The 25,252-nt window shown below is 69.0% G+C and carries 29 protein-coding genes; 11 read left to right on the top strand and 18 right to left on the bottom strand.

Translation table 11 applies throughout. The features are described from left to right. Nucleotides 1-168 precede the first annotated feature (168 nt). Entirely contained in the window at nucleotides 169-351 is a 183-nt protein-coding gene (locus NOW55_RS15145) for a hypothetical protein (RefSeq protein WP_256400950.1), read from the top strand. A gap of 3 nt (nucleotides 352-354) precedes the next feature. Here NOW55_RS15145 and argF read toward each other — a convergent pair whose 3' ends face one another. From argF to NOW55_RS15190, 9 genes are all read right to left on the bottom strand, one after another. Further along, nucleotides 355-1,290: an ornithine carbamoyltransferase gene (gene argF, locus NOW55_RS15150; RefSeq protein WP_256400951.1), complete on the bottom strand. Its 936-nt coding sequence runs from the start codon at nucleotides 1,288-1,290 to the stop codon at nucleotides 355-357. Then, complete coding sequence (locus NOW55_RS15155) at nucleotides 1,287-2,327, bottom strand: [LysW]-lysine hydrolase (protein WP_390293595.1); 1,041 nt, start codon at nucleotides 2,325-2,327, stop codon at nucleotides 1,287-1,289. The genes argF and NOW55_RS15155 overlap by 4 nt, the downstream gene beginning before the upstream one ends. Nucleotides 2,328-2,392: 65 nt before the next feature. Continuing rightward, nucleotides 2,393-3,526: an aspartate aminotransferase family protein gene (locus NOW55_RS15160; protein ID WP_256400953.1), complete on the bottom strand. Its 1,134-nt coding sequence runs from the start codon at nucleotides 3,524-3,526 to the stop codon at nucleotides 2,393-2,395. Next, on the bottom strand, nucleotides 3,527-4,384 hold the full coding sequence (locus NOW55_RS15165; RefSeq protein ID WP_256400954.1) for an acetylglutamate/acetylaminoadipate kinase: 858 nt from the start codon (nucleotides 4,382-4,384) through the stop codon (nucleotides 3,527-3,529). It abuts the gene before it with no gap. Then, the gene (argC, locus tag NOW55_RS15170) at nucleotides 4,385-5,458 is read right to left on the bottom strand and encodes an N-acetyl-gamma-glutamyl-phosphate reductase (protein ID WP_256400955.1); all 1,074 of its coding nucleotides are present in this window, start codon (nucleotides 5,456-5,458) and stop codon (nucleotides 4,385-4,387) included. Continuing rightward, complete coding sequence (lysX, locus tag NOW55_RS15175) at nucleotides 5,458-6,342, bottom strand: lysine biosynthesis protein LysX (protein ID WP_256400956.1); 885 nt, start codon at nucleotides 6,340-6,342, stop codon at nucleotides 5,458-5,460. Before lysX ends, argC begins: the two co-directional genes overlap by 1 nt. 57 nt (nucleotides 6,343-6,399) lie before the next feature. Beyond that, nucleotides 6,400-6,564, bottom strand: coding sequence for a lysine biosynthesis protein LysW (lysW, locus tag NOW55_RS15180; protein ID WP_256400957.1), 165 nt, complete (start codon nucleotides 6,562-6,564; stop codon nucleotides 6,400-6,402). Nucleotides 6,565-6,758: 194 nt separating this feature from the next. Continuing rightward, a complete protein-coding gene (gene argH, locus NOW55_RS15185) occupies nucleotides 6,759-8,285 on the bottom strand; it encodes an argininosuccinate lyase (protein ID WP_256401432.1) in 1,527 nt (508 codons plus the stop codon). 1 nt (nucleotide 8,286) lies between these two features. Then, the gene (locus NOW55_RS15190; protein ID WP_256400958.1) at nucleotides 8,287-9,561 is read right to left on the bottom strand and encodes an argininosuccinate synthase; all 1,275 of its coding nucleotides are present in this window, start codon (nucleotides 9,559-9,561) and stop codon (nucleotides 8,287-8,289) included. 311 nt (nucleotides 9,562-9,872) lie between these two features. Here NOW55_RS15190 and NOW55_RS15195 point away from each other — a divergent pair, with 311 nt between their 5' ends. The 3 genes from NOW55_RS15195 (at nucleotide 9,873) to NOW55_RS15205 (ending at nucleotide 10,901) form a co-directional block, all read left to right on the top strand. Next, nucleotides 9,873-10,076, top strand: coding sequence for a DUF7554 family protein (locus tag NOW55_RS15195; protein ID WP_256400959.1), 204 nt, complete (start codon nucleotides 9,873-9,875; stop codon nucleotides 10,074-10,076). A gap of 37 nt (nucleotides 10,077-10,113) precedes the next feature. Further along, nucleotides 10,114-10,614, top strand: a complete 501-nt coding sequence (locus NOW55_RS15200; RefSeq protein WP_256400960.1) for a 2'-5' RNA ligase family protein — start codon at nucleotides 10,114-10,116, stop codon at nucleotides 10,612-10,614. A 92-nt stretch (nucleotides 10,615-10,706) separates the two neighbouring features. Further along, nucleotides 10,707-10,901, top strand: coding sequence for a cold-shock protein (locus tag NOW55_RS15205; RefSeq protein WP_256296028.1), 195 nt, complete (start codon nucleotides 10,707-10,709; stop codon nucleotides 10,899-10,901). A 202-nt stretch (nucleotides 10,902-11,103) separates the two neighbouring features. On the opposite strand, the gene NOW55_RS15210 is transcribed toward NOW55_RS15205, so the two are convergent. After that, entirely contained in the window at nucleotides 11,104-11,796 is a 693-nt protein-coding gene (locus NOW55_RS15210; RefSeq protein WP_256400961.1) for a hypothetical protein, read from the bottom strand. A 55-nt stretch (nucleotides 11,797-11,851) separates the two neighbouring features. Next, nucleotides 11,852-14,014 (bottom strand): ATP-dependent DNA helicase, encoded by a 2,163-nt coding sequence (locus tag NOW55_RS15215; protein ID WP_303648798.1) that lies wholly within the window; start codon nucleotides 14,012-14,014, stop codon nucleotides 11,852-11,854. Nucleotides 14,015-14,398: 384 nt separating this feature from the next. Between NOW55_RS15215 and NOW55_RS15220 the strand changes: the two genes are divergently transcribed. Together NOW55_RS15220 and NOW55_RS15225 are read left to right on the top strand one after the other, a co-directional pair. Beyond that, a complete protein-coding gene (locus tag NOW55_RS15220; RefSeq protein WP_256400963.1) occupies nucleotides 14,399-15,313 on the top strand; it encodes a hypothetical protein in 915 nt (304 codons plus the stop codon). 44 nt (nucleotides 15,314-15,357) lie between these two features. Further along, nucleotides 15,358-15,540 (top strand): DUF8027 family protein, encoded by a 183-nt coding sequence (locus NOW55_RS15225; RefSeq protein ID WP_256400964.1) that lies wholly within the window; start codon nucleotides 15,358-15,360, stop codon nucleotides 15,538-15,540. A 1-nt stretch (nucleotide 15,541) separates the two neighbouring features. On the opposite strand, the gene NOW55_RS15230 is transcribed toward NOW55_RS15225, so the two are convergent. Beyond that, nucleotides 15,542-16,522: a cation diffusion facilitator family transporter gene (locus NOW55_RS15230; protein ID WP_256400965.1), complete on the bottom strand. Its 981-nt coding sequence runs from the start codon at nucleotides 16,520-16,522 to the stop codon at nucleotides 15,542-15,544. A 62-nt stretch (nucleotides 16,523-16,584) separates the two neighbouring features. Then, nucleotides 16,585-17,151 carry a hypothetical protein gene (locus NOW55_RS15235; RefSeq protein WP_256400966.1) on the bottom strand — a complete coding sequence of 189 codons (567 nt, stop codon included), beginning with the start codon at nucleotides 17,149-17,151 and terminating at the stop codon, nucleotides 16,585-16,587. 80 nt (nucleotides 17,152-17,231) lie between these two features. Here NOW55_RS15235 and NOW55_RS15240 point away from each other — a divergent pair, with 80 nt between their 5' ends. Continuing rightward, nucleotides 17,232-17,762 (top strand): metallophosphoesterase, encoded by a 531-nt coding sequence (locus NOW55_RS15240; RefSeq protein ID WP_256400967.1) that lies wholly within the window; start codon nucleotides 17,232-17,234, stop codon nucleotides 17,760-17,762. Between the two features lie 211 nt (nucleotides 17,763-17,973). On the opposite strand, the gene NOW55_RS15245 is transcribed toward NOW55_RS15240, so the two are convergent. Further along, entirely contained in the window at nucleotides 17,974-18,669 is a 696-nt protein-coding gene (locus NOW55_RS15245; protein ID WP_256400968.1) for an ArsR/SmtB family transcription factor, read from the bottom strand. A gap of 234 nt (nucleotides 18,670-18,903) precedes the next feature. Here NOW55_RS15245 and NOW55_RS15250 point away from each other — a divergent pair, with 234 nt between their 5' ends. Continuing rightward, nucleotides 18,904-19,068, top strand: a complete 165-nt coding sequence (locus tag NOW55_RS15250; protein WP_256400969.1) for a DUF7859 family protein — start codon at nucleotides 18,904-18,906, stop codon at nucleotides 19,066-19,068. On the opposite strand, the gene NOW55_RS15255 is transcribed toward NOW55_RS15250, so the two are convergent. Continuing rightward, nucleotides 19,065-20,081 (bottom strand): threonine aldolase family protein, encoded by a 1,017-nt coding sequence (locus tag NOW55_RS15255; protein WP_256400970.1) that lies wholly within the window; start codon nucleotides 20,079-20,081, stop codon nucleotides 19,065-19,067. The two genes, NOW55_RS15250 and NOW55_RS15255, sit on opposite strands and share 4 nt — an antisense overlap. A 126-nt stretch (nucleotides 20,082-20,207) precedes the next feature. Between NOW55_RS15255 and NOW55_RS15260 the strand changes: the two genes are divergently transcribed. The 3 genes from NOW55_RS15260 to NOW55_RS15270 all read left to right on the top strand — a co-directional run bounded on the left by NOW55_RS15260 (nucleotide 20,208) and on the right by NOW55_RS15270 (nucleotide 21,933). Beyond that, nucleotides 20,208-20,507 (top strand): DUF7130 family rubredoxin-like protein, encoded by a 300-nt coding sequence (locus tag NOW55_RS15260; RefSeq protein ID WP_256400971.1) that lies wholly within the window; start codon nucleotides 20,208-20,210, stop codon nucleotides 20,505-20,507. A gap of 39 nt (nucleotides 20,508-20,546) precedes the next feature. Then, a complete protein-coding gene (locus tag NOW55_RS15265) occupies nucleotides 20,547-21,461 on the top strand; it encodes a ketopantoate reductase family protein (protein ID WP_256400972.1) in 915 nt (304 codons plus the stop codon). Nucleotides 21,462-21,612: 151 nt separating this feature from the next. Beyond that, nucleotides 21,613-21,933, top strand: a complete 321-nt coding sequence (locus tag NOW55_RS15270) for an antibiotic biosynthesis monooxygenase family protein (RefSeq protein WP_256400973.1) — start codon at nucleotides 21,613-21,615, stop codon at nucleotides 21,931-21,933. A 51-nt stretch (nucleotides 21,934-21,984) separates the two neighbouring features. On the opposite strand, the gene NOW55_RS15275 is transcribed toward NOW55_RS15270, so the two are convergent. The 3 genes from NOW55_RS15275 to NOW55_RS15285 all read right to left on the bottom strand — a co-directional run bounded on the left by NOW55_RS15275 (nucleotide 21,985) and on the right by NOW55_RS15285 (nucleotide 24,975). Beyond that, nucleotides 21,985-23,022: a lysylphosphatidylglycerol synthase transmembrane domain-containing protein gene (locus NOW55_RS15275; protein WP_256400974.1), complete on the bottom strand. Its 1,038-nt coding sequence runs from the start codon at nucleotides 23,020-23,022 to the stop codon at nucleotides 21,985-21,987. A gap of 1 nt (nucleotide 23,023) precedes the next feature. Continuing rightward, nucleotides 23,024-24,526, bottom strand: coding sequence for a sulfatase (locus tag NOW55_RS15280; RefSeq protein WP_256400975.1), 1,503 nt, complete (start codon nucleotides 24,524-24,526; stop codon nucleotides 23,024-23,026). A gap of 80 nt (nucleotides 24,527-24,606) precedes the next feature. Further along, on the bottom strand, nucleotides 24,607-24,975 hold the full coding sequence (locus NOW55_RS15285; RefSeq protein ID WP_256400976.1) for a NifU family protein: 369 nt from the start codon (nucleotides 24,973-24,975) through the stop codon (nucleotides 24,607-24,609). Nucleotides 24,976-25,252: the final 277 nt, after the last annotated feature.

Raw genomic sequence — 25,252 nt, forward strand, 5'->3', positions numbered from 1 at the left:
GACTGCGGTCCCCCGACCGGTTTTCAACAATCGAACCAACCGCCGGGAGCCGTGAACGCGTTGTCGGCGACGATGCCGACCCGTCCGACTGTGACCGCGACCGAACCCCCATTCTTTACCGGAGCTACCACACCACAGACATATCTGCCTCGGCGTGCAAGATAGCATATGGCACACTCACCAGAGCGGCCCGAGATGTACGTCTGTGCGGACTGCCAGATAGTGTACGCCGGGACGGTCGCAGAACACGTCGAAGGCGGGAGCCACGTGTACGAACCGCCCGCGGAGTGCCAGGTCTGTGGCGCGGCGTCGTTCGTGGAGACCAGCCAGTGGCCCCACAGCCACGACTGAGGCCTACCCGACGAGCGTCGCGAGCAGCGCCTTCTGGGCGTGCATCCGGTTCTCGGCCTGCTGCCAGACCACCGAGCGGTCGCTCTCGATGGTCTCGTCGGTTATCTCCTGGCCGCGGACGGCCGGGAGGCAGTGCATCACCTTCGCGTCGGTGCCCGCGAGCAGCGTCTCGTCCACGGTGAAGCCGTCGAAGTCGTCGACCTTGTCGTCGTCCTCGCCCATGCTCACCCAGACGTCGGTGTACACCACGTCGGCGTCGGCGACAGCCGCCTCGGGGTCGGTCGTAATCGTCGGTGCCGTCCCCGCCTCGCTCGCCGCGTCGAGCACCTCGTCGTCCAGCCCGTGTCCCTCGGGACAGGCGACGGTGAGGTGGACGCCGACCATCGCACAGCCGACGGCGAACGAGCTGGCGACGTTGTTGCCGTCGCCGACCCAGGCCGCCGTCACGTCGTCGAAGCCGCCGAACAGCTCCCGGATGGTGAGCAGGTCGGCGAGCGTCTGACACGGGTGCGCGTCGTCGGTCAGCCCGTTGACGACGGGCACCTCGGCGTACGCCGCGAGCTCGGTCAGGTCGTCGTGGTCGAAGACGCGGGCCATGATGGCATCGACGTAGCCAGAGAGCGCGCGGGCGGTGTCCTTCACCGGCTCACCCCGGTCGAGCTGTGTGTCCTCCGGACCGAGGAAGACGGCGTGGCCGCCGAGCTGGGTCATCCCCGTCTCGAAGGAGACGCGGGTGCGCGTCGAGGGCTTCTCGAACAGCATCGCGAGCGTCTTGCCCCCGAGGTCGCCGTGTGACTCGCCGTTCTCGACGGCGGCCTTGTACTCGGCCGCGAGGTCGAGAACGGACTGGAGCTCGGCCGCCGACAGGTCGTCGACGGTGAGGAAGTGCTTCGGTGGCTGTGCTGGGTTCGTGGATGTCACGTCGGTGTGTGTGCTCATTGCAGGTCGTCGCAGACGGTCTCGAGGACCGCGATAGCGCGGTCGTACTCGGGCAGTGCGAGGCGTTCGTCCGGGGCGTGGTCGAGTGCGGAGTCGCCCGGGCCGTAGGTGGCCATCGGGCAGTCCCACGCGCCGGCGAACAGGTTCACGTCGGCCGTTCCGGTCTTCTTGAGGAGGCGAGGGGAGCCCCCTCGCTCTCGGATGCCGACGCGGAACGCTCGACCGACCCCGCTGCGGGGGCTGTCGAGCACGGGCGGGATGGCGTCGGCCCAGTCGACCGTCCCGGCGTCGAGTTCGCCCTCGACCGCCCCGCGTATCTCGTCGGCGGCAGTGCCGGGCGGGATGCGGAACTGCACGTCCATCGTCGCCTCGACGGACAGCCCGTCGTCGGCGACGCCACCGCGCACGTCCACGGGCTTGGCCGTCACCGACTCGAAGACGGCGTCGTCGGCCGACTCGAACGCGCTCTCGACCCGGTTCCACCAGCCCATCGCGTGCTGGATGGCGTTGGGTTCCGGGCGCGACGAGTGTCCCGCCTCGGTCTCGACGCGGTACGTGCCCGCGAGGAAGCCCCGGTAGCCGAGCGTGACGGCGTCCCAGCCCGAGGGCTCGCCGTTGACGACGGCGTCGGGTGCCTCGCGGTCGTCGACCAGGTGGCGCGCGCCGCGGGAGTCCGTCTCCTCGCCGACGACGCCGACGAAGGAGACGCCGGTCCGAACCGCCGCGACGGCCATCGCACAGAGCGGGCCGGTCGCGTCGACGCTGCCCCGTCCCCGGAGGACGGCGGCGTCCGCAGGGGGTGCGTCGTCGCCGCCCCAGGGGGCGGGGTCGCCGGTCTCGTCCGGCGTCTCGACACCCACGGGAACCTCACCCGGGACGGTGTCGACGTGCGAGGTCAGCAGCACCGAGTCGTCGGCCGGCGCGCGGACGTTGCCCACGTCGTCGAGCCACGCCTCGCGGCCGTGGTCCAGCAGGAAGTCGCGCAGGTGCTCGGCGGCCGCCCGCTCCTCGCCCGACGGCGAGGGGATGGCGACCATGGATTCGAGCAGGTCCCGCGCGGCGGCGTCGGAGACCGCACCACCGTCGGCCACGGCCGCGTCGCTCACGCCTCGGTCACCTCCAGCGTGGCGTCGAGCGCGGCGACGACCTCGTCGGCGTGCTCCCGGGTCATCGTCAGCGGCGGGAGCAGGCGCACGACGGTCCGGCCCGCCGGCAGCGCGAGGATCTGGTGCTTCATCGCGAGGTCGCGCAGGACGCGGTTCGCGCCGCGCCCGACCTCGATACCGACGAGCAGGCCCTCGCCGCGCACGTCACGCACGGGCAGGTCCGAGAGGCGGTCGACGAGGTAGTCGCCCACGTCGGCCGCGTTGCCGGGCAGGTCCTCCCCGACGACGGTGTCGAGCGTCGCCGCCGCCGCCGCGGAGACCGCCGGGCCGCCGGAGAACGTCGAGCCATGCGGGCCAGCGTCCTCGGCGACCCAGTCGGCACAGAGCGTCGCGCCCATCGGCAGGCCGTTGGCGAGGCCCTTCGCCGTCGTCACCAGGTCGGGGGTGACGCCGGCTGCCTCGCAGGCCCAGAACGTCCCCGTCCGGCCGAGACCGGTCTGGACCTCGTCGAAGACGAGCGCCGCGCCGTGGTCGTCGGTCGCCTCGCGGGCGGCCTGCAGGAACTCCGTGGTGCTCGGGTTGACGCCACCCTCGCCCTGCACGGGTTCGAGGATGACCGCCGCCGTCTCGTCGTCGACGGCTTCGCGGATGGCCCCGCTGTCGCCGAAGTCGACGAACGTCACGTCGTCCAGCAGCGGCTCGAACGGCTTCCGGTACTTCGGCTTCCACGTCGTCGACAGCGCGCCCATCGTCCGGCCGTGGAAGCCCCGCTTCGTCGCGACGAACGTGGTCCCGTCGGTCGCGCTCCGGGCGAACTTCAGCGCGGCCTCGTTGGCCTCGGTGCCGGAGTTGCAGAGCCAGACGTTGTCCAGCCCCGGCGGCGCGACCGACGACAGCTTCTCGTACAGCTCGTCGCGGGCGCTCGTCGGGTACGAGCCCTGGACGAACGTCAGATCGGCGAGCTGGGACTGCGCCGCATCCACGATGTCCGGGTGGCCGTGACCGGCGGGGACGCAGGCGTAGCTCGCGCCCATGTCCAGGTACTCGGTGCCCGCGTCGTCGTAGAGGAACACGTCCTCGCCACCCTCGATGGTGATTGGCTTGCGCGAGAAGACGAAGTCGGCGGGCATCTACTGGCTCACCTCCTTCTTCTCGTCATCCAGCGCGCTCGGCAGCAGCGTCGTCCCGTCGCCGTCGAGCGCGGACTGGATGGGCGTGTCGGCGTTCGCGGTGGCGACGACGACCGACGACGCGCCGCCGGAGAGCGCCTCCTCGGCCGCGAGCACCTTCCGGGTCATGAAGCCCTCAGCCGCGGTTTCGAGTGTCGCCCAGTCCGCGGCCGTCTCGACGGTGTCGATGCGGGTCGACTCGTCTTCGGGGTCCGCGTACACGCCCGACACGTCGGTGAGGACGACGAGGTCAGCACCGAGCGCGCCAGCGACGGCGGCCGCCGCACGGTCGGCGTCGGCGTTGACCGCGGTGTACGTGCCGTCGCCCTCCGCGCCGAGCATCGGGACGGTCACGACCGGCGTGTAGCCGCCCGAGAGCATCGTCTCGAGGAGGTCGACGTTCACCGACTCGATGGTGCCGGAGTGGTCGCCCCGGCGGATCTTCTTCTTCCCGTCTTCGAGGACGCGGACGGCGGACTTGCGCGGTCCTTCGAGCAGCCCGCCGTCGACGCCTGACAGTCCGACCGCATTCACGCCCTGGCTCTGGAGCGACTCGACGAGCCCCGTGTTCAGCTTCCCGGGCAGCACCATCTGGAACACCTCGATGGTGTCCGCGTCGGTGAACCGCCCGACGACGCCGCCGGGCGTTTCGACGTACTCGGGCTCCATGCCGAGCGATTCGAGGGTGTCGTCGACAGCCGTGGAGCCGCCGTGGACGACGACGACAGCCTCGCCCGACTCGACGAGGTCGGCCACGTCGGCGAGCGCGCCCGCGGGGTCGACCGCGCGTGCGCCGCCGACCTTGACTACAACTGCCATCTACGGACTCCCCACGGGGTGCAGCCCCGCGAACTCGAGTCCGGCGGTCTCCGCGAAGCCGAGGGCGACGTTGGCGGCGTGGACCGCCTGCCCGGCCGAGCCCTTCATCACGTTGTCGATGGCCGAGAACACGACGATGCGCTCGTTCGAGGGGTCCAGCTCGAAGCCCACGTCGGCGTAGTTCGTGCCGGCGACGGCCTTCGGCTCCGGATACCTGTACGAGCCGGAGCCGCCGGCGACGAGCCGGACGAACGGCTCCGCCTCGTACGCGCCGCGGTAGGCCGTCCAGAGCTCCTTCTTCGAGACCGGGCCGTCGGGAAACACGTGACAGGTCGCGCTCGCGCCCCGCACCATGTCGACGGCGTGGCAGGTGAACGAGACGGAGAGCCCGAGCCACTGCTCGATCTCGGCTTCGTGGCGGTGGCCCGTCGGCGCGTAGGGGCGGACGACGCCCGAGCGCTCGGCGTGGCTCGATGCTGCGCCGCCGCCCGCGCCGCCCTCGCTACTGCCGACCTTCACGTCCACGACGACGTGTGCGCCGTCGAGTACTCCTGCATCGGCGAGCGGTTTCAGCCCCAGCAGCGTCGCCGTCGCGTTGCAGCCGCCGGAGGCGATGATGTCCGCATCCTGCAGGTTCTCGCGGTTGAGTTCGGGCAGCGCGTACTCGGCCACGTCCAGGTACGCCGGTGCGCTGTGGCCGTCGTACCACTCGTCGTACTGTCCCTCGGTGGCGAGGCGGAAGTCCGCCGAGAGGTCGACGAGCAGGTCCGCGGCGTCGAGATACTCGTCGACGTGCTCCATGGTGACGCCGTGGGGCGTCGCGGTGAACAGCACGTCGACGGGTTCGAGCTCGGCGGGCTCCGAGAAGCGGAGTTCGCGCCCACGCAGGTTCGGGTGGACGCCGCCGATGGACTTGCCGGCGTACTCGCGGCTCGTGGCCTGCACGAGCTCGAAGTTCGGGTGGCCGTCGAGCAGGCGCAGGAGCTCGCCGCCGGCGAAGCCGGAGCCGCCGACGACGCCGGCGGTCTTCGTCTCCGCGGTCGTGTCGGCGTCGGTCGCAGCGGTGGTCCCCACTACGCCGTCACCTCCGCGGCCTCCGTGTCGAGCCCGGGCTCGACGACGGATTCGAGCCAGTCGACGACCTTCGCGGGCACGTCGACGGCGGTCGCGTCGTCAAGCGCCTTGAACTCGACCGTGTGGTTGACCTCGTGGACGGTGTAGCCGCCCTCGTCGGTCTCCATCAGGTCCACACCGAGCAGGCCGCCGCCGACCGCGTCGCTGGCGCGCTGGACGAGCTCGCAGACCTCGTCGTCGAGGTCGAACTCCTCCGTCTCCGCGCCCTTCGCGGCGTTGGTGAGCCAGTGGTCCGACGAGCGCGCCATCGCCGCGACGGGCTCGCCGTCGGTGGCGAGCACGCGCAGGTCGCGGTCGGGCTTGCCGACGAACTCCTGCACGTAGAACACCGAGTGCTCGTAGTGCCCGAGCGTCGACTTGTGCTCGAGGATGGCCTCCGCGGCCGAGCGCGACTCGACCTTCGCCATCAGGCGACCCCAGGAGCCGACGACCGGCTTGAGGACGCAGGGGTAGCCGAACGCCTCGATGGCCTCCAGCGCGGCGTCGGTGGTGAACGCGACCTGCGTCTCGGGCGTGGGAACGCCCGCGTTCGCGAGCGCGAGGCTCGTCTTCGCCTTGTCCGCGCAGATGTCGGCCGTCTCGGCGGCGTTGACGACGGGAATCCCGTACGCCTCGCAGAACTGCGTCGCGTAGAGGCTCCGCGAGGTCGCCATGCACCGGTCGAGCACCACGTCGAGCCCGTCGAACGAGTCGGGGGCCTCGTGGAGACCGAACCGCTGCTTGCGCACGTCTATCTTGACGACCTCGTGGTCGCGCTCGCGCAGTTCCGCGAGCAGGAGCTTCTCGTCCCGGCGGATACGCGAGTAGAGCAGTCCGACCTTCACGCCGCCCACCTCGACACGCGGTCTCGCGTCGGGAGTGCCTGTGCCTGCCCAGTCATCCTACTCACCCCAGTCCTCGGCGAGCTCGGGTGCCACGTCCAGTGTGACGGGGTCGGTGTCGATCACTTCGAGCTCGGCACCGCAGGTGGTACAGTCGACGATCTCTCCGGCTTCGAGGTCCGCGTGCAGGGACAGTTCTGCCCCGCATTCGACGCATTCTGTCATCACCTGACCTTCGACGCCGACATCACTTAAAGATTGCGAACTTACCAAATAAATTATATAACTAGTGACGCCTCTAACTGGTTTCTGGGCAGTCAAATCGAACGAACCCGGATTCTAGTCTCGGATTCTAAATATGTCGTCCCCGTCGGGGGACTGGTGGCAGTGGTGGGCGTGGGGCCACCGCCGCGTCGTGCTCAGACATAGTCGGTCACCTCGGCGGTGAGTTCGTCGTGCGCATCGTCGAGGCCGTCACCGATGCCCTCGACGACCGCCTGGTCGCTGGTGAGGCAGCTCTCGGCGTCGGCCAGTGCCTCCGCGACCGCGTCGGGTGCGGGCCCGCCGGGCGAGTCGCGCATCGTCACGCTCGCGGCCGGGTCGAGCGCCGTCTCGACAGCCTCGCGCTCGACGTACGCCGCGATGGACTCGTCGAGCACCTGCTCGGCCGCCGCGTCGATGATGGCGTAGTCGGGCTCGGTGCCGGCCTCGCTCGCGAGCTGGCCGGCCGTCGCGACGACCTCGTGGGCCGTGCGGAACGGCAGGCCCGCCATCGCGAGCAGGTCGGCGACGCCGGTCGCCGTCGAGAAGTTCGAGCCGGCCTCCGCGGCCAGCGTCTCCGCGTTCCACGTCGCGGTGGCGATGCCGCCCGCCGCGACCTCCGTCGCCTCGGTGACGGCGTCGACCGTCGCCCAGACGTGCGGCGTCGCGTTCTGCAGGTCGCGGTTGTACGCGCGTGGCAGCCCCTTCAGCGTCGTCAGCAGCCCCGTCAGGCTCCCGGACGCGTCGCCCGCGACCGAGCGGACGAGCTCGAACGTGTCCGGGTTCTTCTTCTGGGGCATGATCGAGGAGGTCGAGGAGTAGTCGTCCGACAGTTCGAGGTAGCCCTGGTTCGCGAAGAGGACGACGTCCTCGGCCAGCCCCGAGAGCGTGGTCGAGAGCGCGGCCAGCGCGGCCGCCGACTCCACGAGGAAGTCGCGGGCTGCGACGGCGTCGGTCGCGTTCGTGATGACCTCGTCGAAGCCGAGCAGCTCGGCCGTGCGCTCGCGGTCCACGTCGAACGGCGTCCCGGCGAACGCGGCCGCGCCGAGCGGCGAGCGGTTCACGCGCTCGAACGCGTCCAGGATGCGCTCGGTGTCGCGTGCCAGCGCCGACTCGTACGACAGCAGGTAGTGCCCGACCGTCGTCGGCTGGGCGTGCTGCAGGTGCGTGAAGCCGGGCATCGTCGTCCCCGCGTGTTCCTCGGCAGCCTCCAGCAGCACGGCGCGCAGGTCACAGACCGTCGCGGCCGCCGCGAGCAGGTCCCCGCGCAGACGGTAGCGGATGCACGTCGCCACCTCGTCGTTGCGCGAACGGGCGGTGTGCATCTTCCCGCCGTCGGGGCCGACCTGGTCGACGACGGCCGTCTCGATGGCCTCGTGGACGTCCTCGCCCTCGGGCAGGGTCGCGTGGCCCTCGACCTCGACGACGTTCAGCGCCGTGAGGATCTTCGCCGCGGTGTCGTCGTCGACGACCCCCTGTTCGGCGAGCATGACGACGTGCGCGCGGTCGACGGCCACGTCGGCCGCGAAGATGCGCTCGTCGTCGGCGAGCGACGAGAGGAACCCACGCGCGGGTCCGCCGCTGAAGCGGTCGCCGCGGACCGCGGTCCCGTCGCTCCCGCCGAGGCCGTCGGCGTCGTCGCCGCCGAGGGTGAACTCGCCGTCGTCGCCGCCGAAGCCGGACATCTCAGTCGTCCGCTGTGAGTTCGACATCAGTCTCTTCCTCGTCTGTGCCACCCGTGTTCGCGATGCGGGCCTGGAAGCCGTGGTACTTGGCGACGCCCGTCGCGTCCGCCTGTGCGATGCCGTCGACGGTCTCCGTGTCGAACGACGCCGCCGACTCGGAGTAGACGGCGTGCTCGCTCTCGCGGCCGACCGGGCGGACCGACCCGCCCTGGAGCTTGACGGTGACCGTCCCGGTGACGGTCTCCTGGCTCGCCGCGACGTAGGCGTTCAGCGACCGCATGATGGGTGCGTCGATGAGGCCCTCGTAGGCCTTCTGTGCCCACTGGTTCTCGACCTGTGGCTTGAAGTCACGCTCGTCCTTCGTGAACACGAGCTGTTCGAGCGCCTCGTGTGCGGTGAGCAGCACCGTCGCGGCCGGGTGCTCGTAGTTCTCGCGCACCTTCAGCCCGAGCATGCGGTCCTCCATCATGTCCGTGCGGCCGACGCCGTACGCGCCGGCGTACTCGTTGAGGAACTCGATGAGCTCGACGGGGGCGAGCGCGCCGCCCTCGCCGTCGGCGGTGGTGACGGAGACGGGGTAGCCCTGCTCGAACTCGATGGTGATGGTGGTCGTCTCGCCCGTGGGCGCGTCGGTCCACTCGTAGATGTCCTCCGGCGGCTGGTAGCTCGGATCTTCGAGGTCCTTGCCCTCGACGGAGCGGCTCCAGAGGTTCGTGTCGATGGACCAGTCGCCCTCGTTGCCGCCCTCGACGGGCAGGCCCTTCTCGGCGGCGTACTCCTGCTCCCACTCGCGGGTGAGCCCGAGTTCGCGCACCGGCGCGATGACCTCGAGGTCGGAGTCGCGCCAGACAACCTCGAAGCGGAGCTGGTCGTTGCCCTTGCCCGTGCAGCCGTGGGCGATGCCGGTGCAGCCCTGCTCGATGGCCACCTCGAGGATGGCCTTCGCGATGACCGGGCGGGCCATCGCCGTCCCGAGCGGGTAGCCCTGGTACGTCGCGTTCGCGGTCACGGAGTCGAGACAGAGCTGGGCGAACTCGGCTTTCGCGTCGACGACGTAGTGCTCCAGCCCGAGCGCCTCGGCGGTCTCCTCGGCCTCGTCGAACTCGGCCGCCGGCTGGCCGACGTCGACCGTGACGCCGATGACCTCGTCGTAGCCGTACTCCTCCTCCAGCAGTGGGACACAGACCGTCGTGTCCAGTCCGCCCGAGAACGCGAGTGCTACTTTGCCGCCCGTTTCGTGTGTGTCCGTGTCGCCGTCAGATGTCGTGTGTGTCATTGAGTGTCGTGGAAACTGGCGGACTGACGTCCGCCGGAGTTAGTTGCAAACTGTGCCCAGCGCTGGGGATGAATGAGTGTGGCCCTAACGGGCCGGTCGTGGTCGCGGTCGTCGGACGGCAACACCGCTCGCGGAAGAAGTGCGAGCGCGGGAGTCGCGGTGTTGCCTCATCGTACACACAGTTACAACGAGGTCGCTATTAAAGCCTTGCGGGCAGGCAACGCTTGCACGTCAGGCGGTTTCGCGGTTCGTGCGAACACCCCGCACGGCTTGGCCCTGGTTTTTTACAGCGCCCCAGATAACTGGAGCCCATGTTCGATGGAATCGACGACAGAGCCGACATCGAGGCCGAATCGCTCCTGCTGGTCATCCTCGGCCTCGTCGTGGTCTGGATCGCACTGGAGATCGTCGGCGAGCTGCTCGGCCTGCTCGGCTGGCTGCTCGGCCCGTTCAGGCCCGTGCTCGGGCTGGCCATCGTCGTCATCATCGTCCTCTGGCTGACCGACCGGCTCTGACCGCCAGCCTCTTTTCGCCCGACCGCCGAGTACGACCGTGTTCAGCCTGAACGTCCCGGTCCCCGGCTCCGTCTCCCGGCTCGCCCACGAGCTCCAGCCGGCGCTGTTCGGCTTCGAACGCGTCCGCGACGAGCACACCCTGCTGGCCAAGCGCATCGGCGACCCGGACCACTTCGACGCCCGCACCCACGAGGTCCGCCGCGCCCTCCGCGGCCAGCCCGCCTTCGAGGCCCAGGTTACGGGCGTCGACTACTTCGAGCGCCCGACCGTCGGCACCGCGCCCGTCGTCTACCTCGCCGTCGAGAGCCCCGGCCTGCTGGAGCTGCACGAGTCACTGGTCGACGAGTTCGGGGCCATCGACGGGCTGGAGGGCGAGGACTACACGCCCCACGTCACGCTGGCCCGCGACGGCGATATGGCGAGCGCCGAGCGTGCGGCGGCGCAGGACCTCGAACCCGTGACGTGGACGGTGAACGAGCTGGAGTTCTTCGACTCGAAGTACCGGGAGGTCGCCGGGCGGATCTCGTTGCCCGCCTGAGACGTTCCCGGTCCGTGTGAACCCGCATCCCCCGTCGTGGTACCGCGACCCTCGGAACCCTTATCCCTCAGCCGCCTGAATATATTGTTGTAATGGCAAACGGTAACGTTGACTTCTTCAACGACACAGGCGGCTACGGTTTCATCGAGACTGAGGATGCGGACGAGGACGTTTTCTTCCACATGGAGGACGTTGGCGGTCCGGACCTCGAAGAGGGACAGGAGATCGAGTTCGACATTGAGGACGCCCCCAAGGGCCCCCGCGCGACGAACGTCGTCCGTAACTAACTACGAGTTTCGTCCGCCGCATCCGGCGACCGGTCGATAATTTCGTTCTACAACCCTCACACTCGCGAGCGGCCGCGCTCCACGTCGCCGACTGTCGATGTCGGTGACATGGACGGTCGACGAGCGGGCGTTCTTCGGCGCGGAGTACCGGAAGTAACGACGTGTGTTTCGTGGCCGGCGTCGTCGATTCGTTCTGCGGGAGTTACGAGCGAACGGAGAACCGGGCAGCGACCCCGTAGTCCGTTTCGTAGTCGTTCTCGACTTCCTTCTCGGACGTGACACCCCAGTACACGAATCGATACTCCCCACTACTGAGCGGCGCACAGACGTGGTAGGTCGGCGAGTGGCGAACCGCATCCGACGCACCGTCTTGCGTGAACGTCAGCTCCCACCGGAACCCGTCCCCGGGGTCGTGCATCACGCCCTCGTCCGACCAGCCTGCGAATACCTCCTCCCGGCCGAAGATTGTACGCCACCGGTCCGTGTCCCGGTACTGGATGTCGAACTTACCCTTGTTCCCGGATGTGTTGGTCTCGCCGGAAACGTTCTCCAGCGTCGCGACGAGTGTCTCCCCCACCGAGATCGGCTGATCCTCGATTTCAAGCCGATACCCGGCGAGTCGTCCGTAGCTCTCCACGACCCAGTACGGTTCGATGGACCGGTACCCATCCCGGCAGGACGCCGCCATGCCAGCACTCCCATCGGTTACCGGAGTGGCCGTGCCAGTCTCTGCGGTCGTCGGTGTTTCGGCGACGGTTACGCTCTGGGTAGTTGTCTGCTGTGTCGGTGTCGACTCTGTACCGTTCTGGGTATCACTGGTGGATAGACAACCGGTGGTTGCGCCGGTTAGCCCGATGGCCGATGTGAGTAACTTCCGCCGGGTTGGAGGGCACATACCACAGTAACAGTCCCGGTGATGACAAATTATCTTTGTCAGTCAACCGATTTTATCACGGCCGCGGCGGCTCGCCGTCGTACCCGTCCATGTCCTGATAGAAGTTCAGCATCGCGAACTTCAGCTTCTCCGGCTGCAGGTCCAGCATCTCGTCGCGCTCCTCCACCGGGAACGTATCGCGGACGCTGTACTTGCCCATCTCGCCCTTGCTCTTGGCGGTGTAGCGCTCGTCGAGCAGGATGCGCACCCCGAAGTCCTCGGGCGAGCGGATGACACGGCCGATGGCCTGTCTGGTCTTCCTGATGGTGGGGATCTCGACGGCGTAGCGCCAGCCGGCGTCGCGCTCGCCGCTGCGGCCGAACGCCTCGCCGTAGGCGTCCTGGACGGCCTCGGCGCGGTCGTCGAGGTGGGGGTAGGGGACGCCGAGGACGACCACGCTCCGGGCGTCGTCGCCGTCGAAGCTGACGCCCTCCGCGAGGGTGCCCCAGAGCGACGTGAGGAGGACGCCGTCGTCGTCGTCGGTGAACCGCTGGCGGAGGTCCTCGGCGCGCGTGCCCGGCTCGTCGAGGTACACCGTCGCGTCGGTCTCGCCGCGGAGCCGGGTCGCGTAGCGCTCGGCCTCCGCGTAGTTCGGCGTGAAGACGAGCGTGTTGCCCGGCGTGAACTCGACCGCGTCGGCGAGCGTCGAGCCGACGGTCTCCTGCACCTCGGCGTCGTTGCGGGCGCTGGCGAACAGCGCCGGGGTCGAGACGGCGTAGGTGCGCCGGCGCTCCGGCGGGAACTGGAGCCCGAACGCCATCGTCACCGGCTCGGTCAGCCCGAGCACGTCGGCGGTGACGGCGAAGGGGCGCAAAGTCGCGCTCATCAGCACCGTCGCGTGGACCTCCTCGAACAGGTCCCGGGTGACGTCCTGCGGGATGCAGGTGTAGAGCTCGGCGCGCCCGTAGACCTCGTCGGTTCCCTGGTCGCGACGGACCGAGGCGACCGGGTAGAGGCCCTCGTCGGTGCCCTCGCGCATCCACGCGCCGACGAAGCCCGCCGCCTGCAGCGTCTGTGACTCCTTGCGGGTCGTCGCCTCGCCGTTCTTGTACGCCTCCTCGTAGGCGTCGTCGAGGTCCGAGCCGAGCGTCACCGCCGCTTCGAGGTCGGTCTTGTAGCCCGGGCCGCTGTAGAGCTGGAGGAACCGGAGCGTGAGGTCGTCGCGCCTGTCCTCGTTGGCGACGGCCACGTCCACCCAGTCGTCGCCGACGCGCTCGCGCTCGCCGAAGCCAAAGGAGTCCTCGTACGTCTCCACGAGCGCGTTCCTGAACGGCCGGAGGACGTTCTCGGCGCGCTCCGCGCGGCTGTCGTCGCTCTCCGCCAGCTCCTCCAGTGCCGCGTCGAGCGTCTGCTCGGTGAGCGTCCGCGTGGCGTGGTCCCGGGCCGCGCCCTCGACGTTGTGCGCCTCGTCGAAGACGGTGATGACGTCCTCGGGCTCGCGGCCGAGCCACCGGAAGAACTGCTCCCGGATGTTCGGGTCGAGCAGGTGGTGGTAGTTGCAGACGACGAGGTCGACGCCCTCCATCGACTCCTTCAGCAGCTCGTAGCCGCACATCGTCCGCTCGCCCGCGTAGTCGTACACGTCGTCCGGCGTGCGCACGTCGTCGAACAGCCACGCGCGGAAGCCCTCCACGTCGCCGGTGAGGTTGTTCCGGTAGTTGTCGCAGACGTTCTTCTCGTCGGAGATGGTGGTCGCGCGCTCCTCGACGCTGTCGAGCTCGTCCACGACCGCCTGCCGCGCCTCCATGGCGGCTTCCTCGCCCGTCTGGGCCTGTGCGAGCAGCTCGCGCTCGCGCTCGCGCAGCTCCGCGGCCTCGCGCCGCGCGTCGACGAGTTCGCGGGTGTTGTCACGCAGCACCTGGCACTCCTCGTAGCCAACGTCGATGTGGCACATCGAGGCCTTCCCGCGGAAGACGACCGCGCGGATCGGCTCCTTGCGGGTGATGGCGCGTGCCTCCTCGACGAACTGGCGCATCTGCTGGTGGACGTCGGTCGTGATGACGACCGTCTTGTCCGCCTCGCGTGCGTACTCCAGCGCTGGGACCAGCGCCGAGAGCGTCTTCCCGGTACCACAGGCACCCTCGAACAGCACGTCCTGTCCCCGTCCCAGGGAGGTGTGGATGCGCTGCATCGCGTCCCGCTGGTTGTCGTAGGGCGCGTCGTACGGGAAGAACCGCATGTACGCGTCGGTGTCGGCCACACCCGCCTTTGGCCGCCTTCGGATAAAATGGTTCGTGCCTGTGGTCGTCAGAGGCCCGTGGTGATTGCCTCCCCGACCGTGGCCACCACTGCGGCGAGCAGGGAGCCGTAGGCGAGTGCGAGTCCCGGCTGGGGCAGGTCGCCCATCGTCGCCGGGTCGGCGACGCGCGAGACGGCCCACCGAGCACGACCAGCACGGACGGGCGCGGGTGGAGCACGGCTACCGAATCCCGCCGATGGGTGTCGGCGGTATGCTCTCGTGAACGGTTCGCTCACGGACGGCACGACAGCGGGCCGACCGCGCACACCACTGAACCGTGATACATCTTTTTCTGTCGTCCACCGCTACGCGACTCCGTTCGCTATGGCCGATGATGATGGTTCTCGGAGACCGACGGACGGGGACGACCGAACACGCCGCGACGTCCTGCGCTCGCTGGGCGTCGGGGCCGGGACGCTTGCGGGACTGAGCGCCGCGACCCGACGCGCGCTCGCCGACACCGGCGACGGACTGCCCGACTCCTTCCGCGTCCGTGGCACCGAGACCGTCACCGTCCGCATCGACCCCGAGGAGGTGAGCGTCACCCGACGCCGCGTCAGTCCGGACCTCGAACGTCGGTACGGGCGGGCCTCGCGGGCGCTCGTCACCACCGAGACGTACCCCCGACCGGAGGCACGGAGCGACGACCTCCCCGCGCGGGACACACGGACGATCCGTCGGCCGTGGGACACCCACTACGCGACGGCCGAGGAGTGGGAGACCTACTACACCGAGCGGGACGTATCGACAACCGAGGTCTCCGGGGACGCCCTCGCCCGACCGAGCGACTGTCCGAAGTGGTACTTCGAGGCGGTCGACGGTGGCTACGAGCTGAAGGGGCCGATGAACCTCGCCGGCTCGAACACCTTCATCGACATGGACGAGGCGGTGGACACCCTCACGAGCAACGGCTGGACCGACATCGTCGTCCAGTACAACCGGTACGCGTGGGTGCCGCAGAACGCCCAGTTCGAGATGCAGCATCAGACGGCCGCGACAGGCACGTTCCGCATCCTCGGCGGCTACCACGCGAAGTTCTGGGACACCGGCGACTACGTCACGATGACCGCCCACGAGGACGACGCCGTACCCCACGAAGCCATCTCCTACAGGACGGCGGAGAACGAGATCGCGAGCGTCTTCGAGGACGCGTCCGGAGTCGACGCCATCACGGACTACTACGACTTCGAGAACGGGGGTGACCTCGACCACGACGGGTTCGTCACCGACCTGTACTGACGGGCTCCCACAGACCTAAGAGCGACCAAGACATACGGTACCACATGCCAGTGCCCGGCTATGACCTCGACGATCTGGACGAATCGCTCCGGGAACGCCTCGCACAGCGGGCCCTAGAGGAGATGCTCGACGACGAGGAACTGGCTCGTCTGGAGGCCGGCGAAGGCCTGACCGACGTGCTCGAACCGGAGGAGATCAGTCGGCTCCTCGAGACCGAGGCGCGCTGAGCTACGCCGACGTCGCGTCGGTACCCGAGCCGCCGTCGAGTTTCGTCTCCGGCTCGATGTACACCGTCTTCACCGCGCTGTCGAGCTCCTTCAGCTTCGCCTCGATGGCGCTGATGGCGTCGTCGATCTCCTCGGTGTCGAGGTCGCCCTCGAACGAGACGTCCGCGGTGACGACGAGTCGACCGGGACCGAAGTAGACGGTCCGGAAGTCGTTGACGGAGACGACACCCTCACCCTCACGGACGGCCTTCCGGAGGTCGGACTCCTCGTCAGCGGCCAGGGACTCGCCGAGCAGGAGGCGCTTGTTCTCCCAGGCGAGTGCGATCGCGAAGAACATGAGCAGGAGCCCGATGAGCAGCGCCGAGACGGCGTCGTATATCTGGTTCCCGGTCACGTTCGTGAGGTAGACGCCGAACAGTGCGATGCCGGCACCGGCCATCGCGATGGTGTCCTCGGTGAACGCGGTGAGGGTGGTCACGTCGCTGGTCTTCCGGAACGCCTCGCGGTAGCTCGCCCAGTCGTGTTTCTCCATCTGGAGCGTGAGTGCCTTGTTCGCCTTCGCCAGCGCGTACGTCTCGAAGACGATGGCCCCGAGGAGCACGCCGTAGTTCACCCAGACCGCGGGGAAGGTGACGCCGAACAGGGTCGGGTCCGTCACCGTCGGTTCGTGGGGGTGCACGATGGCGTCGTAGCCGTGCGTGGCTGACTCCCAGCCCGCGATGCCGAACAGCAGCACGCTGACGAGGAAGGCATAGAAGAACTGTGCCTTCCCGTAGCCGAAGGGGTGGCTCCGGCTCGCCTCCTTGCCGGAGTAGCGGATGCCGACCAGCAGGAACACCTGGTTGCCGGTGTCGGAGACCGAGTGGTACGTCTCGGACAGCATCGCCGGGCTCCCCGTCAGGAGGTACCCGACGAACTTCAGTATCGCGATCGCCCCGTTGGCGAAGAGTGCGGCGATGACGACTGACTTGCTCGAGGCCATTGGCTACTCGACTGACACGGAGGGAAAAAACCGTTCCGGAGCGACGCGCGACCGGCCCGGACTCAGGGCCCGACGTACTCCCAGGTCGAGCCGTCGTCGGAGGGGCCCTCGACGCCGGGCAGGCGGGCGAGTCGCGGGCGGAGGAACGCCCACCACGCCTCGGCCGTGTCGTAGCCGGCCTTGTGGCCGGGGTACACCTCGCGCTTGAACGCCCGGTCGCTGACGGTGCCCTCCTCGGCGAGGAACTCCCAGGCGCGTTCGAGCGCGTCGCGTCGCCAGTCCTGCATCATCTCGCTCACGCCCGGCACGTCGAGCTCGGCGATGGTGCGCTGGACGGCCGCGCGGCGGGCCGTCTCGGGGTCGATGCTGCCCCCCGGGTGCACGTCCGGTGAGAGATAGTACGCCGTGAGCGCGTCGTCGCCGTCGACCAGCGCGGCCGATTCGAGCTCGCCGGCGTCGACGAGCGCCGACAGCGTCGCTGCGGCGTGGTCCCGGGCCACGTCCAGCTCCCCGGCGACCCCCTCGGCCGTCCGTGGAGCGAGCGAGTCGAACGTCGCGAGGACGACCGCACGGGGCGGGGCCTCACCGGGCGGTTCCTCGTCCCCGTGACGCTCGGGCTCCTGTACCATGGCTCACCGTTGCACCGGCGGGACCAAAGTGGTTTCTGTCGAACGAAACGCACGTCACCCCCGCGCACCTACGGCTCGGCATGCTCGTCGTCGTCTCCGATACGCACTCCCACACGGGCCACGCGCTGACCGGCCGGACCCGCGAGGCCGTCGAGAACGCCGACCTCGTCGTCCACGCGGGCGACTTCGTCTCGCCCGACGTGCTCGACGCGTTCTACGAGGTCGCCCCGGAGCTCCGGGCCGTCCACGGCAACGCCGACGCCCCAGCGGTCATCGAGCGGCTCCCGACCGCCCGCGTCGTCGACTACGAAGGCGTCCGCATCGCGGTGACACACCGCCGCAGCGGCGGCGCGACCGGCCTGCGGATGTTCGGTCGCGAGAAGGGCGCGGACCTCGTCGTCTCCGGGCACACGCACCGGCCGACCGTCGTCGAGACGGACGACGTGACCCTGCTGAACCCCGGCAGTCACGCCCAGCCGCGCGGGAACCGGCCCGGGCACGCCGAGCTCGAACCGACCGACGGCGGTCTCTCGGGTCGGATCGTCCAGCCCGACGGCACGCTCATCGAGGAGTTCTCGGTGCCGGCGGGCGGTCGCGACGCACAGGACTGAGCGTCGGTCGCCAGAGCGATGCGCAGTCGTCGCTGAGCGCGAATCCAGCGTGATGCGGGCAAAAGCGGGGACGGCTGCCGGCGCGTCGGTCGTGGGCCGACGTGCCCCAGGGCCGTGTGTCATGACAGCGGAGGGCCGAAGCCCCGGGGTCCACATCCACCGACAGGCTACGTATCAAAAGAGCTACTGATAGCTCAAACCCGCGTTTCACCTACCGGTTCGCCGTGTACCAGTAGGCGAAGCCCGCGGCGAGGATGACCGTCCCGCCAAGCAGGAACGCCAGTCCGGGTGAGACCGTCGCGCCCGCCGTGTCGGCCACGACGCGTGTCACCGTCGTCGTCGTCTCGACGGCCGTGGTTGTCGCCGTATCGTTCGGGTTGCTCGCGACCGTCTCGGTCCCCTCGGGAGGGAGCGGAACCCCGTCGGGAGGCGTCCCACCGCCGCCGAAGTCGAAGAACGAGCCGAGTCCGCCACCGAGCGTCTGCTGGACGAACAGCGACCCCACCGCGAGGAGCCCGAAGGCACCGAGCAGACGGGAGATCGCCGCCTTCAGCCCGGTCGACTGCTCCGAACCGCCGGCGAAGACGACGAGCGGCTGGTCGGCCGGCGCGTACACCTTCATCTCCCGTCCCTTCGCGGAGTACGCCGTGTCGACGACCTCGATGATGTCGGCGTCCTTCAGCTTCTCCAGGTGGTACTGCGTGTTCTGGAGGGAGGTGTCGACCGCGTCGGCGAGCTGGGATGGTGTCGCCGGTTCGTCGTGGAGTGCAGTCAGCACCTCACGCGCCGTCGACGAGGAGAGAGCCCCGATGAGGTCGTCGGCGTCGTCGCTGTCGAGTCCGATGACGCGCGGCTCCGCGTCGTCGGCGGCCGACGTATCCGGAGAGGAGGGCAACAGGTCCGCCATATCGTAGGGATGGGCATCGTCGAACATGAACGTTTGTATATCTTCGACAACTCTTTGTGCCTCCAGAATCGCAAGACTGCGCCGGGGTGGCTCGCGAGTAACGACGCGCTACCAGCAGTGATTTCCGAGCGCGGTGGTACCGGCAGCGAGCGCGCCTCAGCCGCCGGTTCCCGCCGTGAGGGAGGGGCCGGGAACGTCGAAACGCATTTGTTTCGAGCCGCGAAACGAGTAACCATGCAGACACCCGTCCCCGCACAGGTCAGCGGCTTCTTCGACGACCCGTTCACGCTGTTCGTCGTCGTCGTGCTGCTCGCGCTCATCTTCTTCTTCTACCTGCTGTTCCGGCGCACCCTCCTCGGCTTCAAGGAGGGCATGGAGAAGGGCTCCGGGAAGAACTAGAGCACCGACGCGACCCGTTCGACCGCCCTCTCCACGGCCGCCTCGTCCACGTCCCAGTGCGTACAGAACCGGACGACGTACTCGCCGAACGCCGAGCCCAGCACGTCCTCGTCCCCACAGCGGTCGAGGAACGCCTCCGCGGTCAGGCCGCTCTCCGTCGTGTCCACGAGCACGATGTTCGTGTCCGGCTCGGCCGCCGACAGCCCGTCGAGCGCGTCCAGTCCCGCCGCCAGCGTCCGCGCGTTCTCGTGGTCCTCGGCCAGCCGCTCGACGTTCCCGAGCGCCTGCAGCCCCGGCCCTGCGATGATGCCCGCCTGTCGCATCCCGCCGCCGAACAGCTTCCGGTTCCGCCGTGCCCGCTCGATGAACTCGGCCGAGCCCGCGAGGATGGAGCCGACCGGCGCACCGAGTCCCTTCGAGAGACAGAACATCACCGAATCGACGGGGTCGGTCAGGTCGCTCGCCGGCACGCCGAGGGAGACGGCCGCGTTGAACACCCGCGCGCCGTCGAGGTGCACCGGCACGTCGAGGTCGTGTGCGGCCGACGCCGCCGCCGCGATCTCCTCGGCCGTGATGGCCACCCCACCCTTCGAGTTGTGCGTGTTCTCCAGCGTCAGGAGTCCGGTCCCTGGTCGGTGGAGGTCCTCCGCGACGTAGCCCTCGCGCACCTGCTCGGGCGTCGGCACGCCGCGCTCGCCGCCGTCGAAGGTGCGAACCTGCAGCGAGGAGAGCTGCGCCATCCCACCGAGCTCCCACTTCACGACGTGGCTCTCGCGCCCCGAGAGCACCTCCTGCCCGCGGTCGGTGTGCGTGCGCACCGCGACCTGGTTGCCCATCGTCCCCGTGGGGACGAACAGCGCGTCCTCCATGCCCACGAGGTCCGCCGCCTCGGCTTCGAGCTCGTTCACCGTCGGGTCCTCCTCGTACACGTCGTCGCCGACGGGGGCCGTCGCGGCCGCCTCGCGCATCGCCTCGTCCGGCTTCGTGACCGTGTCGCTGCGTAGGTCGATCATCGTGTCGTGGTTGTGCGGACGGGTGGAAATAGCTCGCGGTCCGGCCGTGTGAGCGACCTGTGTCCCCCACCAACCATGAGAAGCATTGACATACAGCTTAAGATTCTGGACGTCGTCTCTTCGCACATGAGCCAGCAAGACGAGAAGCCACGCATCAGCTTCGGCGCGGGCATCTACACCGAGGACGGCACGAAGGTCGGGCACGTCCGCGGCTTCGACGAACACGGCTTCCAGGTGACCGCGGAGGACGGCATCGAGGGGCTGAGCATCGAGCACCACCGCGCCGGCCACGAGTTCGGCGAGGGCGAGCTGATGTGGCGCTGCTGGGAGTGCGGCGAGATGGGCAAGCTCGACAGCGACATCCCCGACGAGTGCCCGAACTGCGGCACCGAGAAGGAGGACATCTACTACTGGACCGAGGACTGACCGGCACGCTTTTTCTCCGTCGCCCGCCCACGTCGAGCCATGCGAATCGTCGTCTACGGCGCGGGCAGTCTCGGTAGCCTCCTCGGCGGCCTCCTCCAGACCGGTGGACACGACGTGGTCCTCGTCGGCCGGGACCCCCACGTCACCACCGTCCGGTCGGATGGCCTCCGGGTCGAGACCCCCGACGGGACGGAGACCGTCCACCCCGACGCGACGACCGACGGAGCCGACCTGACAGCCGAGCTCGCACTCGTGACGGTGAAGGCGTTCGACACCGACACTGCCGCGGCCGACCTCGCCACGGGCACCTTCGACGCGGTCTGCTCGCTCCAGAACGGGATGGGCAACGAGGCGACGCTCGCAGCCGAGGTCGACTGCCCGGTCTACGCCGGCACGGTCACCTACGGGGCCATCCTCCACAAGGCCGGCCGCGTCGAGTGCACGGGCGTCGGCGAGGTCGTCGTCGGCTCCCCCGAGGGCGGTGCGGGGCCGGTCGACGACCTGCTCGAACGCGCGCTCGTCGGGGGGAACCTCGCCGCCGCGGTCGTCGACGACATGCCACGCCGGCTCTGGGAGAAGCTCGCGGTCAACGCCGGCATCAACACCGTCACCGCACTCACCCGGAGCGAGAACGGTGCCCTCCTCGACGGCACCGCCAGCGGGCTCGCGCGCGACGCCGCCCGCGAGACCGCCCGCGTCGCCCGCGGTCACGACGTGTCCCTGTCGAACCGCGAGGCCGTCGCCGCGGTCGAGTCCGTCGCCGAGACCACCGCCGCGAACACCTCCTCGATGCTGCAGGACGTCGAATCGGGCCGCCGGACCGAGGTCGACGCCATCACCGGCTACGTCGTCGACCGCGCCGGCGAGATCCGGGACGCCGACGTTGCCGTTCCCGTTTGCGAGACGACGACCCGGCTTCTCAGGGCGTGGGAGGAGGCGCGGGGCCTCAGGTGAGTGGCCCGGGCGAGACCCGGGTGCAGGTACCCTCGTCGCTGGAACACCTGGTAGATAGCTATGCGTATCGGTCAGAGGGAAGTGTCCACGATGCGTCTCGTGCTCCCGTAGGCGAACCTTATTGACCGCAAGCGGGCAAGTGCCGGTATCGATGTACCTGGTTACGTTCCGCCTCGATCCAGGGGAGTACGACGCGGAGTTCCACGAACTGAACGATGCGATACAGGCGGTTGCCGAGGACACGGAGGGATACCTGGGCAAGCGGACGTGGCATGCCCCGGAGAGCGAGGAGGTTCTCGTCGTGTACTACTGGGAGTCGTTGGACGGGCTCGAGTCGTTCGGAGCAGATGCTACCCACGAACGGGCGAAGCAACGGTGGACAGAGTGGTACGATGCGTACGAGGTCACTGTCACAGAGGTCCTCGAAGCGTACGGGAGTGGGTTCGGTGACGACGCAGATCCACCCGCGTAGGAACCCACGGTCTCGTTCGGGTCGTAGGCACACTCTCTCTACGTACCGAATTCACACCCGCGCGGTCACCCACAGCGCCGCGATACCACCGACCACCAGCGCGAACACGAAGCTCTCCAGGCGGTAGAGCGTCGTCACCGCGAACGCCGTGTCCGCCGGGAGCCGCCCGATCTCGACGAGCAGGCCCGTGAGCGCGCCCTCGACCGCGCCCAGCCCGCCCGGCGTCGGCACCAGGCCAGCGATGGTGCTCGCCGGGACGATGAAGAAGACGAGCAGCAGTCGCATGCTCGCGTCGACCGCCCGGAGCGCGGCGACCATCGGGAGCGTGAAGAACAGCCAGCCGACGTAGGAGTAGCCGAGCGCCCGGGCGAGCTCCCGGGGCTCGCTGGCGATGTCCTCGACGGAGCCGTAGAACCGCTCGATACGCTCGCGGGTGCCGTCGACGCTCACCCGGCTGGTGACGCGGGCGACGGGTCGGACGAGCCTGACGACGAGCCCCTCGACGGCCCAGCGGTGCCGCCAGCCGAACCAGACGAGGAGGGGGATGCTCACCGCGAGCAGCCCCAGCACGAGCACGAGGTTCCCGACGGTCTCGGTGTCGCCGAGCGAGGTCTGGACCACGAGGTACGCCGTCCCGACCGCCGCGAAGTTGAAGAACGGGAGCAGGTTGAGCAGGTCGGCGGTGACGACGCTCGCGAGGCTCTGCTCGTAGTCCGCGTCGGTGTCCCGCGAGAGCACGTAGGCGATGAACGGCTCGCCCCCGGCCTGCCCGAACGGGGTGACGTAGTTCGCGAACGTCGCGGCGAAGTAGGTGACCACGAGCTTCCGGTACGGGACCTCGACGCCGCCGACGGCGAGGACGATCTGCCACGCACGTCCCCACGCCGCCAGACACAGGAACGTCGAGAGACAGCCGGCGGCGACCCAGACGGGGTCGGCCCGCGCGAGCTGGTCGAGGGTGCGCTCCCAGCCGACCGCGGTCCCGAGGAGGTAGACGAGCAGCAGCGAGATGGCAAAGCCCACCCCCATCTTCGCGAGCGTCCTGCGACCGAACAGGTCCCCGAACGCCCCACCAGATGTCCCGCTCACACTACTCCATGTACCCGAGGTCCTGTAACCGTTCCTTCGCGGTGTCGCTCATCTCGTCGAGCTCGCCGTCGCTCGCGTCGGTCGAGGGGCCGCCGTCCCACTCGTCGGCGACGCGCTCCTCGAACGCGTCGAGGGCGGACTCGACCTCCGCCTCGACGGGGTCCCCCTCGCCGAGCCGGTCGTCGGTCTCGCCGGGGTCCTCGTCGACGCGGTAGAACTCGTCGGGGATGCGCTCGTTCCGGATGTACTTGCCGTCCGTGCGGCGGGCGGCGCGCATCCGGGAGTAGAACCGGGAGTCCTCGTCCAGCTCGATGCCGGCGTCGGCCGCCTTCCCCTCCAGCTGCTTGAGCTCGACGACCGGCCGGGAGTACTCCACGAAGGCGTACTCGCCACCCTCGCGGTCGCCGTGTGCGTCGTCGAGCAGCGACCGCGTGGGGTCGAGGTCGACGCCGTCGCCGCCCGCGTTCTCGACGTCCGCGTGGTCGAGCACGGTGTGGTAGAGGTCGAGCAGCTCGAACTGCCGGTCGTAGCGGCCCGGGTCGAGGTCGGGGTGCTTGACCATGCAGGGGACGTTCACGAGCGGGTCGTAGATGCAGAACTCGTGGCCGTAGAGGCCGTGCTCGCCGAACAGCTCGCCGTGGTCCGCACAGACGACGACGAGCGTGTCCTCCCAGAGCCCATCGGCCTGCAGCCAGTCGAACAGCCGGGTGAGCTCCGCGTCGATGTGGCGAATCTCGGCGTCGTACAGGCCCTGGATGTCCGCCCACTCGTCGGCGTCGATGTCGCGCGCCCCGGAGTTGTACTCCTTCGAGTTCTGGCACACCGCCGTCGAATCGACGCCGGGGGCGAACTCCGCGCGGTACTCCTCGGGCGGGTGGTACGGCAGGTGGGCGTCCATCAGGTTGATGAACTGGAACCAGTTCTCGCCGTCGGCCTCGGCCTCGGCGACGAACTCCTGCGTGCGGTCGACGACCTGCGGGGTCTTCGAGTCCGCGCCCTCGCCCGAGGCGGTGTACTCGTGGATGGTGTTGCCGACCGAGACCATCCAGTCGGCGACCCGCCGCAGGGTCGGGCTGTCGTTCATCGCCTTCCAGGCACGGGCGATGGGGCCGGAGAGGAACTCGCCGGGCATCACCTCGAAGAAGTTGTCCTGGTCGTCGAAGCCGTCGGTGAGGTGGGTGTAGGGCGTGATCCACGCGTTCGAGGAGTAACACGCCGTCCGGTGGGTATCCGAGAGCGTCTCCGCGAGCGTCGTCGCACCCTCCAGATACGGGTTCTCCTGACTCGCCCCGTGCTGGCTCGGGTACAGCCCGGTGAACAGCGAGGCGTGGACCGGCAGCGTCCACGGTGCCTGCGCGACGGCACCCTCGTAGACGGCCGCCTCCGACGCGAACGCCTCCAGACCGGGCGTCGTCGGGCGGTCGTACCCGTAGACGGACAGGTGGTCCTTCCGGACCGTGTCCATCACGACGAAGAGGACGTTCTGCCCGGCTGTGGGGTTCATACTCGGCTTCGAGGGCACGGAGGATTAAGAACTGTTGTTTTCCGTGGACCGACCGTCACGTCAGCACGATTTAAATGGCTTCAGAACGGGGCCTGCGGACCTTCGTCCTCCTCGCCGTCGTCGTCGTCGACGGTCTCGCCGGGGAACGAGGGGGACATGCCACCACCGCCGCCGCCGTGGCCGCCGCCGTCCATGCCGGTGTCGGCGTGGACCTGCTCGATCTCGGGTATCTCCTTGACCATGCGGCTCTTGATCGCCTGTATGGTCATCGGGGAGATACCGCAGCCGGAGCAGGCACCGCCCAGCAGGATGGTGACCTCGCCGGTCTCCCGGTCGAGGTCCTGGATGGCCGCACTGCCGCCGTGCATCTGGATCTGCGGGAAGTTGCGACGGAGGAAGTTCGTGACGCGCTCCTCCAGGTCGTCGCCGCCCTGTGTCTCGGTGCTCATGTGCCGAGGTTCGGGACGGGCGTCCCTAAACCTTGCGCACCACGCGTTCGCACGGTGAGGCCGGCGTTTCGCCCGGTCGCTGGCACCGCTCCCCGCGGACGGAGCGAACGCATATGTGACCGGGTACCGCCTCCGTGCCAACCCTGGACGTACTCGAGGTGGTTCTGGAGACGATAGCGGGGCTCCGAGACGCCGGTGCGACGGAGGCCATCTCGGAAGGTGTCGGAGCGGTCGCCGAGCAGGAGACCGGCCGCGAACTCCGACTCCCGGGTAGCTC

Origin of the sequence: Haloarchaeobius litoreus (assembly GCF_024495425.1) — an archaeon.
Taxonomy (GTDB): Archaea; Halobacteriota; Halobacteria; order Halobacteriales; family Natrialbaceae; genus Haloarchaeobius; species Haloarchaeobius litoreus.

What these genes read in the sequence shown, in the direction of transcription:
- NOW55_RS15145 (WP_256400950.1), top strand. Translation starts at nt 169, where the DNA reads ATGGCACACTCACCAGAGCGGCCCGAGATGTACGTCTGTGCGGACTGC.
- argF (WP_256400951.1), bottom strand. Translation starts at nt 1,290, where the DNA reads ATGAGCACACACACCGACGTGACATCCACGAACCCAGCACAGCCACCG.
- NOW55_RS15155 (WP_390293595.1), bottom strand. Translation starts at nt 2,327, where the DNA reads ATGGTCGCCATCCCCTCGCCGTCGGGCGAGGAGCGGGCGGCCGCCGAG.
- NOW55_RS15160 (WP_256400953.1), bottom strand. Translation starts at nt 3,526, where the DNA reads ATGCCCGCCGACTTCGTCTTCTCGCGCAAGCCAATCACCATCGAGGGT.
- NOW55_RS15165 (WP_256400954.1), bottom strand. Translation starts at nt 4,384, where the DNA reads ATGGCAGTTGTAGTCAAGGTCGGCGGCGCACGCGCGGTCGACCCCGCG.
- lysW (WP_256400957.1), bottom strand. Translation starts at nt 6,564, where the DNA reads ATGACAGAATGCGTCGAATGCGGGGCAGAACTGTCCCTGCACGCGGAC.
- argH (WP_256401432.1), bottom strand. Translation starts at nt 8,285, where the DNA reads ATGTCCGGCTTCGGCGGCGACGACGGCGAGTTCACCCTCGGCGGCGAC.
- NOW55_RS15190 (WP_256400958.1), bottom strand. Translation starts at nt 9,561, where the DNA reads ATGACACACACGACATCTGACGGCGACACGGACACACACGAAACGGGC.
- NOW55_RS15195 (WP_256400959.1), top strand. Translation starts at nt 9,873, where the DNA reads ATGTTCGATGGAATCGACGACAGAGCCGACATCGAGGCCGAATCGCTC.
- NOW55_RS15205 (WP_256296028.1), top strand. Translation starts at nt 10,707, where the DNA reads ATGGCAAACGGTAACGTTGACTTCTTCAACGACACAGGCGGCTACGGT.
- NOW55_RS15210 (WP_256400961.1), bottom strand. Translation starts at nt 11,796, where the DNA reads ATGTGCCCTCCAACCCGGCGGAAGTTACTCACATCGGCCATCGGGCTA.
- NOW55_RS15215 (WP_303648798.1), bottom strand. Translation starts at nt 14,014, where the DNA reads ATGCGGTTCTTCCCGTACGACGCGCCCTACGACAACCAGCGGGACGCG.
- NOW55_RS15220 (WP_256400963.1), top strand. Translation starts at nt 14,399, where the DNA reads ATGGCCGATGATGATGGTTCTCGGAGACCGACGGACGGGGACGACCGA.
- NOW55_RS15225 (WP_256400964.1), top strand. Translation starts at nt 15,358, where the DNA reads ATGCCAGTGCCCGGCTATGACCTCGACGATCTGGACGAATCGCTCCGG.
- NOW55_RS15230 (WP_256400965.1), bottom strand. Translation starts at nt 16,522, where the DNA reads ATGGCCTCGAGCAAGTCAGTCGTCATCGCCGCACTCTTCGCCAACGGG.
- NOW55_RS15235 (WP_256400966.1), bottom strand. Translation starts at nt 17,151, where the DNA reads ATGGTACAGGAGCCCGAGCGTCACGGGGACGAGGAACCGCCCGGTGAG.
- NOW55_RS15240 (WP_256400967.1), top strand. Translation starts at nt 17,232, where the DNA reads ATGCTCGTCGTCGTCTCCGATACGCACTCCCACACGGGCCACGCGCTG.
- NOW55_RS15245 (WP_256400968.1), bottom strand. Translation starts at nt 18,669, where the DNA reads ATGGCGGACCTGTTGCCCTCCTCTCCGGATACGTCGGCCGCCGACGAC.
- NOW55_RS15250 (WP_256400969.1), top strand. Translation starts at nt 18,904, where the DNA reads ATGCAGACACCCGTCCCCGCACAGGTCAGCGGCTTCTTCGACGACCCG.
- NOW55_RS15255 (WP_256400970.1), bottom strand. Translation starts at nt 20,081, where the DNA reads ATGATCGACCTACGCAGCGACACGGTCACGAAGCCGGACGAGGCGATG.
- NOW55_RS15260 (WP_256400971.1), top strand. Translation starts at nt 20,208, where the DNA reads ATGAGCCAGCAAGACGAGAAGCCACGCATCAGCTTCGGCGCGGGCATC.
- NOW55_RS15265 (WP_256400972.1), top strand. Translation starts at nt 20,547, where the DNA reads ATGCGAATCGTCGTCTACGGCGCGGGCAGTCTCGGTAGCCTCCTCGGC.
- NOW55_RS15270 (WP_256400973.1), top strand. Translation starts at nt 21,613, where the DNA reads ATGTACCTGGTTACGTTCCGCCTCGATCCAGGGGAGTACGACGCGGAG.
- NOW55_RS15280 (WP_256400975.1), bottom strand. Translation starts at nt 24,526, where the DNA reads ATGAACCCCACAGCCGGGCAGAACGTCCTCTTCGTCGTGATGGACACG.
- NOW55_RS15285 (WP_256400976.1), bottom strand. Translation starts at nt 24,975, where the DNA reads ATGAGCACCGAGACACAGGGCGGCGACGACCTGGAGGAGCGCGTCACG.